The sequence below is a fragment of the Paramuribaculum intestinale genome (assembly GCF_003024925.1).
GTDB classification, from domain to species: domain Bacteria; phylum Bacteroidota; class Bacteroidia; order Bacteroidales; family Muribaculaceae; genus Paramuribaculum; species Paramuribaculum intestinale.
Window position 1 is genome coordinate 1 of sequence record NZ_PUED01000062.1, and the last position, 13,831, is coordinate 13,831.

Annotated in this window: 16 protein-coding genes and 1 tRNA gene; 12 read left to right on the forward strand and 5 right to left on the reverse strand. The window is 55.2% G+C overall.

Annotated elements, in window-relative coordinates; genetic code table 11:
* The 8 genes from C5O24_RS06190 to C5O24_RS06225 form a co-directional block, all read left to right on the forward strand.
* A partial coding sequence (locus C5O24_RS06190; protein ID WP_205961072.1) for an MvaI/BcnI family restriction endonuclease occupies window positions 1-799 on the forward strand: 799 nt, incomplete at its 5' end.
* A gap of 136 nt (window positions 800-935) precedes the next feature.
* Entirely contained in the window at window positions 936-1,082 is a 147-nt protein-coding gene (locus tag C5O24_RS06195) for a hypothetical protein (protein ID WP_202613065.1), read from the forward strand.
* Window positions 1,083-1,122: 40 nt separating this feature from the next.
* Window positions 1,123-1,371, forward strand: coding sequence for a putative signal transducing protein (locus C5O24_RS06200; RefSeq protein ID WP_107035243.1), 249 nt, complete (start codon window positions 1,123-1,125; stop codon window positions 1,369-1,371).
* 182 nt (window positions 1,372-1,553) lie between these two features.
* Complete coding sequence (locus C5O24_RS06205; RefSeq protein ID WP_107035244.1) at window positions 1,554-2,414, forward strand: sigma-70 family RNA polymerase sigma factor; 861 nt, start codon at window positions 1,554-1,556, stop codon at window positions 2,412-2,414.
* A gap of 342 nt (window positions 2,415-2,756) precedes the next feature.
* Window positions 2,757-3,419: a 50S ribosomal protein L25/general stress protein Ctc gene (locus C5O24_RS06210; protein ID WP_107035246.1), complete on the forward strand. Its 663-nt coding sequence runs from the start codon at window positions 2,757-2,759 to the stop codon at window positions 3,417-3,419.
* 28 nt (window positions 3,420-3,447) lie between these two features.
* Window positions 3,448-4,011 carry an aminoacyl-tRNA hydrolase gene (gene pth, locus C5O24_RS06215; RefSeq protein WP_107035247.1) on the forward strand — a complete coding sequence of 188 codons (564 nt, stop codon included), beginning with the start codon at window positions 3,448-3,450 and terminating at the stop codon, window positions 4,009-4,011.
* 74 nt (window positions 4,012-4,085) lie between these two features.
* On the forward strand, window positions 4,086-4,544 hold the full coding sequence (locus C5O24_RS06220; protein ID WP_107035248.1) for an RNA-binding S4 domain-containing protein: 459 nt from the start codon (window positions 4,086-4,088) through the stop codon (window positions 4,542-4,544).
* 48 nt (window positions 4,545-4,592) lie between these two features.
* Entirely contained in the window at window positions 4,593-5,273 is a 681-nt protein-coding gene (locus C5O24_RS06225) for an NYN domain-containing protein (RefSeq protein WP_107035249.1), read from the forward strand.
* Here the strand turns inward: C5O24_RS06225 and C5O24_RS06230 are convergent.
* From C5O24_RS06230 to C5O24_RS06240, 3 genes are all read right to left on the reverse strand, one after another.
* Window positions 5,251-6,447 carry an anaerobic sulfatase-maturation protein gene (locus tag C5O24_RS06230; protein WP_107035250.1) on the reverse strand — a complete coding sequence of 399 codons (1,197 nt, stop codon included), beginning with the start codon at window positions 6,445-6,447 and terminating at the stop codon, window positions 5,251-5,253. The genes C5O24_RS06225 and C5O24_RS06230 overlap by 23 nt on opposite strands.
* 140 nt (window positions 6,448-6,587) lie before the next feature.
* A complete protein-coding gene (rpmH, locus tag C5O24_RS06235; protein WP_107035251.1) occupies window positions 6,588-6,743 on the reverse strand; it encodes a 50S ribosomal protein L34 in 156 nt (51 codons plus the stop codon).
* Between the two features lie 33 nt (window positions 6,744-6,776).
* Window positions 6,777-6,848 (reverse strand) — tRNA-Arg (locus C5O24_RS06240).
* A 90-nt stretch (window positions 6,849-6,938) separates the two neighbouring features.
* Between C5O24_RS06240 and ung the strand changes: the two genes are divergently transcribed.
* The 4 genes from ung to C5O24_RS06260 all read left to right on the forward strand — a co-directional run bounded on the left by ung (window position 6,939) and on the right by C5O24_RS06260 (window position 11,537).
* On the forward strand, window positions 6,939-7,601 hold the full coding sequence (ung, locus tag C5O24_RS06245; protein ID WP_107035252.1) for a uracil-DNA glycosylase: 663 nt from the start codon (window positions 6,939-6,941) through the stop codon (window positions 7,599-7,601).
* Entirely contained in the window at window positions 7,562-8,854 is a 1,293-nt protein-coding gene (locus C5O24_RS06250; protein WP_133165481.1) for a type IX secretion system plug protein, read from the forward strand. The genes ung and C5O24_RS06250 overlap by 40 nt, the downstream gene beginning before the upstream one ends.
* 26 nt (window positions 8,855-8,880) lie before the next feature.
* On the forward strand, window positions 8,881-9,465 hold the full coding sequence (locus C5O24_RS06255; RefSeq protein WP_107035305.1) for a DUF3109 family protein: 585 nt from the start codon (window positions 8,881-8,883) through the stop codon (window positions 9,463-9,465).
* 68 nt (window positions 9,466-9,533) lie between these two features.
* Window positions 9,534-11,537 (forward strand): family 20 glycosylhydrolase, encoded by a 2,004-nt coding sequence (locus C5O24_RS06260; RefSeq protein WP_406627057.1) that lies wholly within the window; start codon window positions 9,534-9,536, stop codon window positions 11,535-11,537.
* On the opposite strand, the gene C5O24_RS06265 is transcribed toward C5O24_RS06260, so the two are convergent.
* A complete protein-coding gene (locus C5O24_RS06265; RefSeq protein ID WP_107035254.1) occupies window positions 11,525-12,370 on the reverse strand; it encodes a transporter substrate-binding domain-containing protein in 846 nt (281 codons plus the stop codon). The genes C5O24_RS06260 and C5O24_RS06265 overlap by 13 nt on opposite strands.
* A 212-nt stretch (window positions 12,371-12,582) precedes the next feature.
* The coding region (locus C5O24_RS06270) for a putative porin (protein ID WP_161553822.1) at window positions 12,583-13,831 on the reverse strand (1,249 nt) is incomplete at its 5' end.

Genomic DNA, 13,831 nt, shown 5'->3' on the forward strand with positions numbered 1-13,831 from the left:
TCTTTCTTCAATTGACACGCCATTGAAAGACTTGATTTTGGGACTCTCACGCGAAAAGAATTCTGTAAGCGACGAATTACTCAGACTAATTAAAGACCGCATGACAGACTGGATGCCGGCTGAAATCCTTGCAGATACGGGAATTGGACGAACCGTTGAGTCAATTCTAGGGATTGAAATGAATCCGTCTAAAAATCCTGACTTCAAAGGCATTGAACTTAAAAGCCATAGAGAGGCATCGAGAGTTAGAAATACTCTTTTTACACAAACTCCCGAGTGGGCAATAAGCCGTCTCAAAAGTGGTAAGGCTATAGTTGAGGAATATGGGTATATTCCTGACGGATATAACCATAAATCATTACATGTCACACTTACTGCTAATCGACCAAACCCACAAGGCCTTGGTCTATTGGTGCGGACTCAATTAGGACTTCTTGAGGCTGACGAATTTTCTCTAGCAACTTTAGAAGATGGTACTTTCCGTAAGATTAATGACGTTGCAGTGTGGAAACTAATCAAATTACATGAGAGGTTACTAACCAAACATCGTGAGACTTTTTGGATTGACGCTGAAACAAAACATGAATCCGGTCGCGAGTTTTTCCGTGTTTCTGAAATACTCCATACCAAGAATCCAATACCTTCTCAATTTGATGTACTCCTTGATCAGGGACAAATTACTGTAGATTTTCTTCTCTGCCGTGATTCTGGAGGCGACACATACAGTTTCAAAATAAAAGGAAAAGCCAGACCATTGCTTTTTCCTCAAAGTGAAACATATAACCTCCGTGGCACATGATTTTCAGGCGTAGCAACTACGTTGCCGCACACCGTGAATCAACAAAAAAATGCCGAGTTAAAGAAAAAACGCACACAGCCCGAATTAGAATGACAACATATCCGAGCATATCGCCGACCGCCGCACCATCGACGCCGTGCTTGAGGCGCCGCTCCACAACTACATCTACATGTGCGCGCGTGAAGACTTTTCAGGCTACCACAATTTCGCAGCCGACTACCCCACACATCAGGCCAACGCCCGACGCTACCAGAAAGAGCTCGACCGCAGAGGCATTAGATAAGGCTGAACAAACACTGCCGCATCCACGTTATCCATCCATTATGAAACAGACCAACGACACCAGTATAACGATAGCGACATACTCCACCGACTGGGAAGCCCACATAGCCGAAGGAGTGCTGTCCAACGAAGGGATCCCCTGCACCCTGACCAACGAAACATTCTCGTCGATATACCCTATAGGCTTCAACAGCATCGGAGGCATCAACCTTGTCGTCCCCGCCGAATATGCCGACACAGCCCGGCGCCTGCTCGACCTGACAGCTCAGGAGGACTCGCCGGAGTCGTGACACCAACACCGGCCGCCATAGCCGCGCGCATAAAGTGGTCTCAAGCCAAGCAAAGCCCCAAACCAATATCCAAGCAAAGCCCAAACCGGCGGAAGCCTTCAAATCAGTTCTAAAATCAGGCCGAAACATTTGCGTATTAGGAAAATAATCATTACCTTTGCGCGCTTAATCTCAAGAAACGAATGAGACAACTTAAAATCACCAAGTCGATTACCAACCGCGAGAGCGCATCGCTCGACAAGTACCTCCAGGAGATAGGCCGCGAAGAGCTTATATCCGTAGATGAGGAAGTTGAGCTTGCAAGGCGCATACGCCAAGGTGATCAGAGAGCGCTGGAAAAGTTAACGTGTGCCAACCTTCGCTTCGTCGTATCAGTAGCAAAACAGTATCAAAATCAGGGACTGAGCCTCCCCGACCTGATCAACGAAGGCAATCTCGGCTTGATTAAAGCGGCACAGAAGTTTGACGAAACCCGCGGTTTCAAATTCATCTCCTATGCCGTGTGGTGGATACGGCAGTCAATCCTTCAGGCGCTGGCCGAACAGGCCCGCATCGTCAGATTGCCCCTCAATCAGGTGGGAGCATTGAATAAAATCAGCAAGGAGCTATCGAAGTTCGAGCAGGAAAACGAGCGCCGTCCTTCGCCCGAAGAGCTTGCCGCACGCCTCGACGTGCCTCTTGAAAAAATCTCCGACACCCTTAAGGTATCGGGACGAAGCATCTCGGTCGACGCACCATTTGTAGAAGGTGAGGACAACAGCCTTCTCGACGTGCTCACCAACGACGACTCCCCCGCAGCAGACTCCACGCTGACACAGGAATCCCTGTCGAAAGAAGTGGACCGCGCGCTGCGCCAGCTCCACGAACGCGAACGCGAGATACTCAAAATGTTCTTCGGCATCGGCTGTCAGGAGATGACGCTTGAAGAGATCGGAGCCAAATTTGATCTCACACGCGAACGCGTACGCCAGATCAAGGAGAAAGCCATCCGCCGGCTCAAAGGACAGAAAAGCCGCCTGCTGAAGACCTACCTCGGCCAGTGACGCACGGACGGCTCGGACACAAAACACCTACATAAAATTGCAAGGACAATAGATGTAATATTTTTTCTCATGGTGAGAAAGCGCGCGTCGCGATGACGTGCGCTTTTTCTTTTACACATTCATACAATACCCCACACAGGCCCATCCACACAGCTCACATGAGAAAACCCGTGTGAAGCCCCTTCACGAAGTCTGTCGCGCTTTTTCTCGACATGTTTATGACCATACATTTGGAATTCAGTCCAAAAATCGCTACCTTTGCACCGCTTTTTAGGCATCCCGTGTGATGGGAAATTAAGGAGCGCTTAATTTTTAGTAACACAACAACAAACATCTCAAAGAATGAAGACATTCCAGCTCAGCGCCGAGCCCCGTACCGATCTCGGCAAGAAAGCCGCCAAGGCACTCCGCAAGGAAAACAAAATCCCCGTAGTGCTCAACGGCGGTGAAGTGATCGACCTCCCCTACAAAGGCAAGCTCCGCGACGGCGAAAAGATCGTCGTGATCGAGAAAGACCAGTCCAAGGGCCTCATCACCACCGACCTCGTTGTGACCAACGACTCCGTGCGCAAGCTCATCTATACACCCGACATCTTCGCTATCGAGCTGAGCCTCCACGGCGAAAAGCGCATGGCTGTGCTCAAGGACATCCAGTTCCACCCCGTCAAGGACACAATCCTCCACATCGATCTTCTCGAAGTCAACGACAAGAAGCCCGTGGTGATCGAAGTGCCCGTGCAGCTTGAAGGCCACGCCGAAGGTGTGAAAGCCGGTGGTAAGCTCACCCTCTCAATGAAAAAGATCAAGGTTAAAGCCACTTACGACAAGATCCCCGAACGCGTTGTAGTCAACGTCGACAACCTCGGCCTCGGCAAGACCATCCAGATCGGCGACCTCCACTTCGAAGGCCTCGAACTGACCAACGCCAAGAACGCTGTCGTATGCGCCGTACAGCTGACCCGTGCCGCCCGTGGCGCAGCAGCCGCCGCCGCCGCAGGAAAGTAATCCCGTAAACTATTCCCGACAACAGCTGATGAAATATCTGATAGTTGGGCTTGGCAATATCGGCAGCGAGTATGCCATGACACGCCACAACATAGGATTTATGATATTGGATGCCTTTGCAAAGGCATCCAATATTACTTTTACACCCGAACGTTACGGCGACATCGCACGCCTGCGCGTCAAGAACGCGCAGCTCATACTGCTCAAGCCCTCGACCTACATGAATCTCAGCGGCAACGCCGTGCGCTACTGGCGCGATCACGAAAAGATCGACAACGACCACCTGCTCGTACTCGTCGACGACCTCGCGCTGCCCTTCGGAGCCATACGCCTCAAAGCCAACGGCAGCGACGCCGGACACAACGGACTCAAAAACATCGCAGCCATGCTCGGCACCCAGGCATATCCACGCCTGCGGTTCGGCATAGGCAACGACTTCCAGCGCGGCCAGCAGGTAGAATACGTGCTCGGAGCCTTCACGCTCGACCAGCGCCAGAAACTGCCAGTGCGCATCGACGTGGCCATCGAGGCCATCAAGGCATTCTGCCTGTCAGGACTCGACTTCGCTATGTGCAACTTCAACAACAAGTGACCGCTATGCGAACCATCGCCGCAGGCTCAGGTGTTTTACACCTATAAAACCTTCACTCCACACAACAGACACTCATGGCCAAGACCGAAGAAAGAATCGACAAATGGATGTGGGCCACCCGCATATTCAAGACCCGCACCATAAGCACCGACGCATGCAAAAAAGGACGCATCAGCGTGGGAGGCGCCACAGCCAAGCCATCGCGCACCATCAAGGTCGGCGACGTAATAGAAGTGCGCAAACCGCCGGTGACCTACAGTTTCAGAGTCAAGGCGCTCACCGAAAACCGTCTTGGCGCACGCCTTGTGCCCGACTATCTGGAAAACATCACCCCGCAGAGCCAGCTCGACCTGCTTGAGATCGTGAAAATATCCGGATTCATCGACCGCCGCAAAGGACTCGGACGCCCCACCAAACGCGAAGGCAGAGAGTTGTCGAAATTCACCTCCGAAGCCATGGAAAGCGACGGATGGGACTTCGATTTTGACTTCGATGACGATGATGACGACGACATCGACAACATCGACGAATAACCACACTGAACGCCCGAACCCTCCCCGCCCGGCGGGTGTTAATCACGTATGAACACCTCGCCCATATCCATAGGAATTTTCATTGACGGAGGCTACTTCTCCAAAATCAACGACGAGCTGCGCCACAAACGCCAGCTGCAGATCGACATCCACGGCTATCTCGACTACATACGCCGCCGCATAGCCCGCCATGCCGACACCGATCCGTCTGACTGCCTCATCACGGAGAGCCACTACTTCAGAGGGCGGTTTCGCGCAGCTCTGGCCAACGAAAAGCGCATACTGCTTACCGAGCGATATTTCGAGGACGCGCTGATCGACAACGACGTCATATTCCACTACAAGCACCTCCGCGAAGTGCCCAATGCCGCCGGAGGCACCACCATAGTAGAAAAAGGGGTCGACGTATGGTTTGCCCTCGAAGCCTACGAACTGACCAGCATACGCAAATTCGACTACGTGGTGCTCATCACCGGCGATGCCGATCACGAGATGCTCATCCGAAAACTGAAAGCGCTTAAAGTCAACGTGCTGCTCTACACCTGGAATCTCGGACCGCAGGCCGCCACCTCGCCGTTTCTTGAAGAGGAGGCCCCGTGGCACATTGATCTGGAGAGCGAAACCGCAGCCCACCCCGACCTGATCAACCGGATATGCCGCCGGCTCTCGTCGCCGTCACACCGCGACGATGCCGACGAAGAAACCGTCAGCCGAAACGCATCCCATTGACATTGGCCGGTGCACGCCCGGCCTCAAGCTCCCCCTTCATGAAGTCCATATAGGGCGCCACATGATTGAAAAAAGCACGATAACCCTCACACAGGTAATTCAGTCCAGGCTCACCCTCAGCCGTCGTGGCGAAGCGGTTGCGGGGACACTCGCCGTTGCAGGCAAACAGCCACCGGCAATCACGGCACTGCTTGGGCAACGAACCGAGTTTGCCGGCTCCAAACTCAAGCTGACGGTCGGAGGCCATCATCTCTATAAGAGTGTTTTGATGGATATTTCCGAGCCTGTATTGCGGAAATACAAAATGGTCGCAGGCATAAACGTCGCCGTTCCACTCCATGGCCGCCGCGTGGCCGCACATCGACGACAGAGTGCATAGCCCCGGCATCGCACCGACCCAGTTGGCCAGAGTGGCATCGAAGATCTGCACGAACACACGTCCGACATCCTCCTTGACCCACTCGTCAAACACACCGATAAGAAAATCACCCCACTGGCGTGGCGTCACCGAAAAACCGGTCAGCTCGCCGCCGGCCGCCACATCGGCCAGCATATCGTCGGGCTTCATACGCTCCACTACGGGAGTAAACTGTATGAACCGACACCCCAGTTCCTTGAAAAAACGGTAGAACTCGACAGGATAGTCGGCATTGTAATCATTGACCACCGCCAGAGCGTTCCACTCCACCCCATGACGCTGAAGCATGCGTATGCCGCGCATGACGGCACCGAACGACGGCCGGCCGTCGGCCATGCGCCTGTATTCATCGTGAAAATCCTCCGGACCGTCTATCGACACCCCCACCAACCAGTTGTTGCGCTTCAGAAACAGACACCACTCGTCGGTGAGCAGCGTGGCGTTGGTCTGAAGGCAGTTGGTGATATTGCGTCCGGCTCCATACTTCTTCTGCAGCTCCAGAACCTTGCGATAGAAGTCGAGCTTCCTCACCGTAGCCTCCCCTCCATGCCATGTGAAAATGACATCAGGAGTGGTCTGCGCGGCGATATACTGCTTGACAAACTCCTCGAGCGTAGCCTCCGACATCATCTGACGGCGCGCGTCGGGATAATATCGTTTCTTCTCAAGGTAGTAGCAGTAGGTGCACGCCATGTTGCAGGTCGAGCCTACAGGCTTTGGCATGACATAGACCGGAGTGGAGAACGGGTTGATCATCGGTGCGACGGCGTTAGATCATGATGACTGATGAGTGTATCGGACTATGGCGGACAGGAATCTGACGCATACGCTTCGGGCCGGAGCCTCCTTGTTGTGCAAGAGAGATTCCGGCCCGGAATGTCGCGTCAGAAAGAGAATTACTTGCCGGCGATAGAACAGCTGACAGTAAGACGCTTGCGGCCTTTCGCACGACGACGTGCAAGCACCTTGCGGCCATCGGCTGTGGCCATTCTCTCACGGAAGCCGTGCTTGTTGACTCTTTTTCTGTTAGAAGGTTGGAATGTTCTTTTCATTGCCGTATGTTGATTTTCTTATTAAAATATTTGTATCCCCGTGGGGAGTCGAACCCCAATCGTTGGAACCGGAATCCAATATTCTATCCATTGAACTACGGAGACTTGTCGCTTCGGAGCATGGAAAACACGCTCAAAAACGGTGCAAAGTTACTGAATTTTTTATATCTTTGCAAAAGAACTCGCAAAAAAGCAATGGAAGTTAGAATCGACAGCAGCTGGAAAGAGATACTCGGAGCCGAATTCGACAAGGAATACTTCGTCAGGCTCACCGAATTTGTCAGAGCCGAATACGGCCGGCGGACGGTCTATCCGCCCGCCTCGAAAATCTTTGCAGCATTCGATTCATGCCCGTTCGACAAGGTCAAGGTGGTGATCCTCGGTCAGGATCCATATCATGGCGAAGGACAAGCCAACGGACTGTGCTTCTCGGTCAATCCGGGCATAGCCCTCCCCCGCTCGCTCGTCAATATATTCAAAGAGGTGGCTGCCGACACAGGCACACCCCCCTCGACCGACGGCGATCTGAGCCGTTGGGCGCGTCAGGGAGTGCTGATGCTCAACGCCACACTCACCGTCGGAGCACACTCACCCGGCTCACATCAGGGACACGGATGGGAGGAATTCACCGACGCCGTTGTCAGAAATCTCGCCGAAAAACGCCAGGGGCTGGTGTTCATCCTCTGGGGCTCTTACGCCATACGCAAAGGAGCCATCATCGATCGCGACCGACATCTGGTGCTCACCTCGGCCCACCCCTCGCCGCTGAGCGCTGCAAGAGGCTTCTTCGGCAACCACCACTTCACCCGCACTAACCAGTGGCTTCAGAGCCACGGACTGACACCTATCGCATGGTAGCCCGGCGCATGGCCGCAGTCATGCTCGCGGCATCGGCGGCTCTCGCCGCACAGTCACAGGCCTACATGGCCAAACATCCGGCCATCAGAAGCGTGATCACACGCATCGAAGGCCACGACAACGCCCCGGCTGTCATCATACCCCGAGCCGGCGACCGACTTACCGTCAGCTTCGACGAAGAGAGCCTCGAAAGCCGTCAGCTGCGCTACCGGCTGATACACTGCGACCCGCACTGGCATCCGTCGCAGCTCATCGAATCCGAATACATAGACGGATTCAATGAAGCGCCTTTAGACGACGGCACATATTCCAGAGCCACACTCACCCACTATGTGCATTACCGCCTGACTGTCCCGACCGACATCATCCCCACCATAAGCGGCAACTACCTGATCGAGATATTCGACGACTACGACACTGCGCGCCCTACGCTTGTAAGCATACCGTTCGGCGTAAGCGAACAATCGGTCGACATCGCAGCCACCGTATCGCCGCGCACCGACACAGACTACCTCGGAGCACATCAGCAGCTCTCGATCGACCTTGACCTCGACCGCATCTGGAACGAAATCACCAGCCCATACACCGACATCATCGTCACCGTAGAGCAGGACTCACGGCCGGAAACCAGGGTGGAACTGACATCGCCTACCGCCGTCACCGGACGCCGCGCCCGCTACGACCATCTTCCGCAGCTGATATTCAAGGCCGGCAACGAATACCGTCGCATGGAAACCGTCGACACCCGACGGCCCGGCATGGGCATAGCGTCGGTAGGTCAGAATGCCGGAAGGTTCGCAGCCGAAACCGAGCCGGCCGCTGCGAGAGCCGGCTCGCCGTATGCCTACGACCGCACACAGCATGGACGCATGCTCGTCCGCACCGTCGACTCCGACCGCCCCGACACGGAAGCCGACTATGTCGACACCGGATTCACACTTGTCAGCGAGCCGATAGAAGGCTGCGACGTATATGTCGAAGGCGAACTGACCGGCCGACGCCTTGACAAGACATCGCGTATGTACTACGATCCCACAGCCGGATCCTACCGTCTGACGCTTCCGCTCAAGCAGGGAGCCTACAATTACCGCTATCTGGCCGTCGACCGCCGCACAGGACGGCCGATAGAGGGACTGATCGAGGGAAACTTCCACCAGACCGTCAACGAATACACCATCAGAGTCTACTACCGGCCACGCACTGCCCGGGGCTACCGTCTGGCCGGAGTGACCGTCATTACAAACGACCGATGACCAACGAAGATAAAAACGAAGAAATCATGATAGAAATAGGAAATACGCTGGTGTCGCTCGACCTGGCCGAACGTTTTTTTTGCTGCGATCTCGACCAATGTCTCGGACAATGCTGCATAGAGGGCGACGCCGGCGCCCCCATCACCACTGCCGAACAGCGCGAACTTGAGAGAGTGCTCCCCATTGTCGAGCAGCAGCTCACCCCGCAGGCACGACGCGTGATCGGCGAACAGGGAGTCAGCTACATCGACGAAGAGGGCGACCTCGTCACCTCGATAGTAGGTGGCCGCGACTGCGTGTTCACATGCCACGCACCCGGCGGCAAATGCCTGTGTGCCATCGACAGCGCCTTCAGGCAGGGACTCACCGGATCGTTCCGCAAACCGATATCATGCTATCTCTATCCGCTGCGCCTGACCGAATACCCCTCGTTCACCGCCGTCAACTACCACCGATGGAAAATATGCCGGAGCGCCGAAGCCAACGGCCGGCGCCTCGGCATACGCCTGTACCAGTTCATGAAAGCCCCCCTGACCGAACGTTTCGGCAAGGAATGGTACGACGAGCTGGTCCAGGCATGCGAAGCCATAATCGAGAATGAAATAGATTAAATACCCCGAAACCGATGCACTCAATCAGACACACACTGCTGGCAATGCTTGCCACCGCTATTTCGGCAATGCCGATTATAGCCCGGACTACCGAAACCTCCCACACATTGCTGCCCGCTCCGCAGCACATCGAGTTCCACGGCGGAGATGTCAGAATCAGCGCCGCACGCCTGATGATGGCTGCCGACTCGGCACAGTGGGCCGACACGCTGACTGCTCTCGGCGTCAGAATCGACCCGCGCGCACGATTCCTCATCACAGGAAAAATCGTCGACTCCATCCCCGGCGCCGGCATCAACGACGAGGCCTACACCCTCGGCATCGACAACCGGCGGATAGACGTCAGCGCCGTCTCATCCAAGGGCATACGATGGGCGCTGCAGACACTGCGACAGCTGGCGGAAAGCACCCCATCGCGACAATTGCGGCTGCCACGATGCAGCGTCACCGACTGGCCCGCATTCCCCTGGCGCGGATTCATGATGGATGTCGGCCGCTCCTATATAAGCCTCGACGAACTCAAACGCGAGATCGACGCCATGTCGCTCTTCAAACTCAACGTATTCCACTGGCATCTGACCGAAAACCAGGCATGGCGTCTGGAGAGCCGCCTGTTCCCGATGCTCAACGACAGCATCAACACCACCCGCCAGCCGGGCCGCTACTACACCATCGACGAAGCCCGGCAGCTCGTGGCATACTGCCGCGAAAGAGGCATCATGCTCCTGCCCGAGATAGATATGCCCGGGCATAGCGCCGCTTTCGAGCGCACATTCCGCCACGACATGCAGTCGGCCGAAGGCAAGAAGATACTCCGGCTGCTTGTCGAGGAGGCATGCGCCACGTTTGATGAAGTCCCGTATCTGCATATCGGCACCGACGAAGTGCGCTTCACCGACCCAGAATTTGTGCCTGAAATGGTGGCATTCGTCAGAAGCCACGGCAAGAAAGTCATATCGTGGAATCCGGGATGGCATTATGAACCGGGAGAGATCGACATGACACACCTCTGGAGCTATCGCGGCAAAGGGCAGAAAGGCATTCCGGCCATAGACTCCAAGCTACACTATCTCAACCATTTCGATCTTTATGCCGACATACGCGCCCTCTATCGGAGCAAGATCTACCGGCTGACATCGGCCACACCCGATGTAGCCGGAGCGGAAATAGCCATCTGGAACGACCGCTATGTGGCCGATGAGGCGACCAATGCCAGCCAGAACAATCTCTACCCGATAATGATGGCCATGGCCGAACGAGCGTGGAGAGGAGGAGGCACAGAATACTTCGACAGCCTTGGAACCAACATGGACCGACCCGGCACCGACGATTTCAAAGAGTTTGCCGACTTCGAGCGACGCATGCTGCACCACAAGGCCACATCGCTGCGCCACCTCGCCATACCCTACGTGAAACAGACCAACGTGCACTGGCGCATCACCGACGCATTTCCCAACGGAGGCGATCTCAGCCGCCGGTTTCCGCCCGAAACCGAAGGACCGGCACAGAGCTACACCTATGCCGACTCTGTCTACAACACACGTCGCGCCACCGGCGCAGGCATATATCTGCGGCACGTATGGGGTTCAGCCACCATACCCGGATTCTATGCTGATCCGCAGCCCGACCACACGGCATACGCGTTCACACGCGTCTACTCTCCGGCCGACCAGACAGTTGGCCTGCAGGCAGAAACACAAAACTACAGCCGGTCCGAACCCGACCTCGCCCCTCTGCCGGGCTGCTGGGATTACCGCCACAGCCGGATATGGATCAACGGCGACACAGTAGCGCCTCCGGCATGGCAGTCGACCCACCGGGTCAGAAGCAACGAAATTTCACTTACAAACGAAAATGCCGCAGCGCGGCGTCCACTCCCCGTCAAGCTCCGCAAAGGCTGGAACGACGTGATGATCAAACTCCCCGTAGGCAGCTTCTCCACACCCGAAACACGACTGGTGAAGTGGATGTTCACGTTTGTATTCACCACTCCCGACGGATCACGCGAAGCCGACCTTATTTACGATCCCGACGCACAAGCCCCCGGGAAAATCCGGCCTCAGGGAAAATAACGGCGCGAGAGCTCGCGATAACCGCCGGTCTGGCGATGCGCCTCCATAATGGTATCAAGCCGGTTCACAAGCAGTGAATCGGCTTTTCTGCACAGCCACGACTGAAACTGATTGAACGACACCGCCGTCGATATATCCACCTGCGGATAATCCGCAGCCATGACGCGCGCTATCCGCTCGTTCACCACAGCCGACGGTATCTCACCGGTAGCCGTCATGATAAACAGCTGCTCGCTGCCGTATGCCGGATCCTCCACCACATAGATCGTATCGCCGATCTCCGATGCGAGATTATGCAGACGGTCGGCCACCGGCGACTGAGCCATGACCCACACCTCATGGCCGGCCATGTCGAGCTGCGAACCGATGGGCGCCTTACCGGCCGAATCACGCAGCTGCACAAGCACCTGACGGTCAATATATACCGGAGCGGTGAACGCATAGCGCTCCCGATAACGCTCCGTCATAGGCATCGCCCCGACCACTATATCGAACAATCCCTCGTCAAGCCCACTGAGAGCATCGCCGAGAGCCACCACGGGGTGGAACTTCAGATGCAGTCCGCGCTCCGACGCCAGCTGTCGCAGCAAATCGTAAGAGAAACCGCCGAGGGTGTCATCGTAGCGGTAGAGCGACAATGGCCCGTACTCGATCGCCACATCGAGCGTGTCGCCACCCGAAGGATGCCGCTCGGCCACGCGCAGAGTGGGCATACTGCATGTGCGCACACACAACATCAGTGTCAGAGCCGCCACGAGCAGCAGTCCATACAGTGCCAGCCTCGAAGAGGGCTTTCGGTCATATCTTAGAGTGTGCTTGAATTTCACTTCCATTCATTTAGAGTATGTTTGAATTTCACTTCTATTCACTCAAAGAGGATTTTCGGAGAGATTCGCGTGAGTTGATGAGGGAGCGATGCGGGCATCGTGACCGATGAAACTTGACGCGAATCGCCCGAAAAGACCTTTGAGGGGATGGAAAGAAGTCCCTATATATTTCTTCGTGTTAAATTCAAACATACTCTTAGAGAGGATTTTCGTAGAGATCAGTTGGCGAAATCCACCGACAATCCGAGCTGAAACCGCCGTGGATTCATCGGATAATGGGGCATTGCGAAATAATTCTTGCCCGTCAGACCCTGATTGATATGCGACATCATGACATAGAATCGCGTACGGCTCAGTTTCATATTGGCATAGAGATTCATGAAAGGATAATTGCCCACCTCGATCTCCCGCTGGTTGTAGAACGCCATCGTGGCCGGCTGATACGACGGCGAATAATAGCGCGTGTAATAATCGCAATCGAGGCCGAGCTGCACCTCAAGCACCCTGGCCACCTTGAAGTAGACAAACAGATTGGAGTTGATCGCCAGCTTCGGCGCAGGCAGCACCGCCTGATCCGATGTCACCTGATACGTGATGTTGTTCTGCCAGTTGAGCGCCCTGTAGCTGAAATTCTGACGAAGATTGACGCTCACCACCTGCACGCTCCCCTTATGCTGCACCGGAAGGCAGTCAGGTCCGAAATATATCAGATTCTGTATATTCTCGACCCCGGCATTTATATATGTGCCTGTAAGCGGAATCCGCAGCCATCCTCCGGCCTTGACACGACGCGTCTTGCCGAAATCGTTTTTCCAGATGAAATGATTCGACACATACTGTCGCATCAGCAGCGGGGCCTCCTCGTTCGAGAAGTTGAAATATCCGTTGATCCTCACCGTGTCATCCTTGAGCCTGAACAGTGTGGAGAGATTGGCGTTTACCCTTACATCGCCCGCCGCAGTGCCGGCGATGCCGAGCCTGCCGGTGACATCGTATCTCAGCAACCGGCCCGACTGCTTTGTCAGCTGTCCGCCGACATAAAGCAGATTTTCGGTCACCTTCGGACGCAGCTTGCTGTCAAACGGATATGGAGTCAGACCCTCCGGCCTGTCGATGCCGGTCAACGGAATGCTGTCGACGGTCTGATTGTAACGCCTGATCTCATGAGTGACATATGCCGCCAGACCCGCTTTCGCATACTTGTGGAAACCTTCGAGAAGCGACACACCGAGAGTGTTAGAAAGCGACCAGTACGATGTATTGTCGTGAGTGTACCCGTCCGACAGATACGTATTGCGCCAGAAATCCTCCGCCGCCGCAGGCACAGTGTTGTCAAACACATGGCGGGCCTTGTTGTAGTCGAGTGTCCAGATGAAACTCGACACCGGTATGTATGTGCGGTGCTCGATCGTATCGCCGGGAATGGAATCGTTGGGAGGCGTCACGTGCCAGTAACCCACCTTATAG

Coding starts and splice junctions, on each gene's coding strand:
- C5O24_RS06200 (WP_107035243.1), top strand. CDS start 1,123: ATGAAACAGACCAACGACACCAGTATAACGATAGCGACATACTCCACC.
- C5O24_RS06205 (WP_107035244.1), top strand. CDS start 1,554: ATGAGACAACTTAAAATCACCAAGTCGATTACCAACCGCGAGAGCGCA.
- C5O24_RS06210 (WP_107035246.1), top strand. CDS start 2,757: ATGAAGACATTCCAGCTCAGCGCCGAGCCCCGTACCGATCTCGGCAAG.
- pth (WP_107035247.1), top strand. CDS start 3,448: ATGAAATATCTGATAGTTGGGCTTGGCAATATCGGCAGCGAGTATGCC.
- C5O24_RS06220 (WP_107035248.1), top strand. CDS start 4,086: ATGGCCAAGACCGAAGAAAGAATCGACAAATGGATGTGGGCCACCCGC.
- C5O24_RS06225 (WP_107035249.1), top strand. CDS start 4,593: ATGAACACCTCGCCCATATCCATAGGAATTTTCATTGACGGAGGCTAC.
- C5O24_RS06230 (WP_107035250.1), bottom strand. CDS start 6,447: ATGATCAACCCGTTCTCCACTCCGGTCTATGTCATGCCAAAGCCTGTA.
- rpmH (WP_107035251.1), bottom strand. CDS start 6,743: ATGAAAAGAACATTCCAACCTTCTAACAGAAAAAGAGTCAACAAGCAC.
- ung (WP_107035252.1), top strand. CDS start 6,939: ATGGAAGTTAGAATCGACAGCAGCTGGAAAGAGATACTCGGAGCCGAA.
- C5O24_RS06255 (WP_107035305.1), top strand. CDS start 8,881: ATGATAGAAATAGGAAATACGCTGGTGTCGCTCGACCTGGCCGAACGT.
- C5O24_RS06260 (WP_406627057.1), top strand. CDS start 9,534: ATGCCGATTATAGCCCGGACTACCGAAACCTCCCACACATTGCTGCCC.
- C5O24_RS06265 (WP_107035254.1), bottom strand. CDS start 12,370: ATGGAAGTGAAATTCAAGCACACTCTAAGATATGACCGAAAGCCCTCT.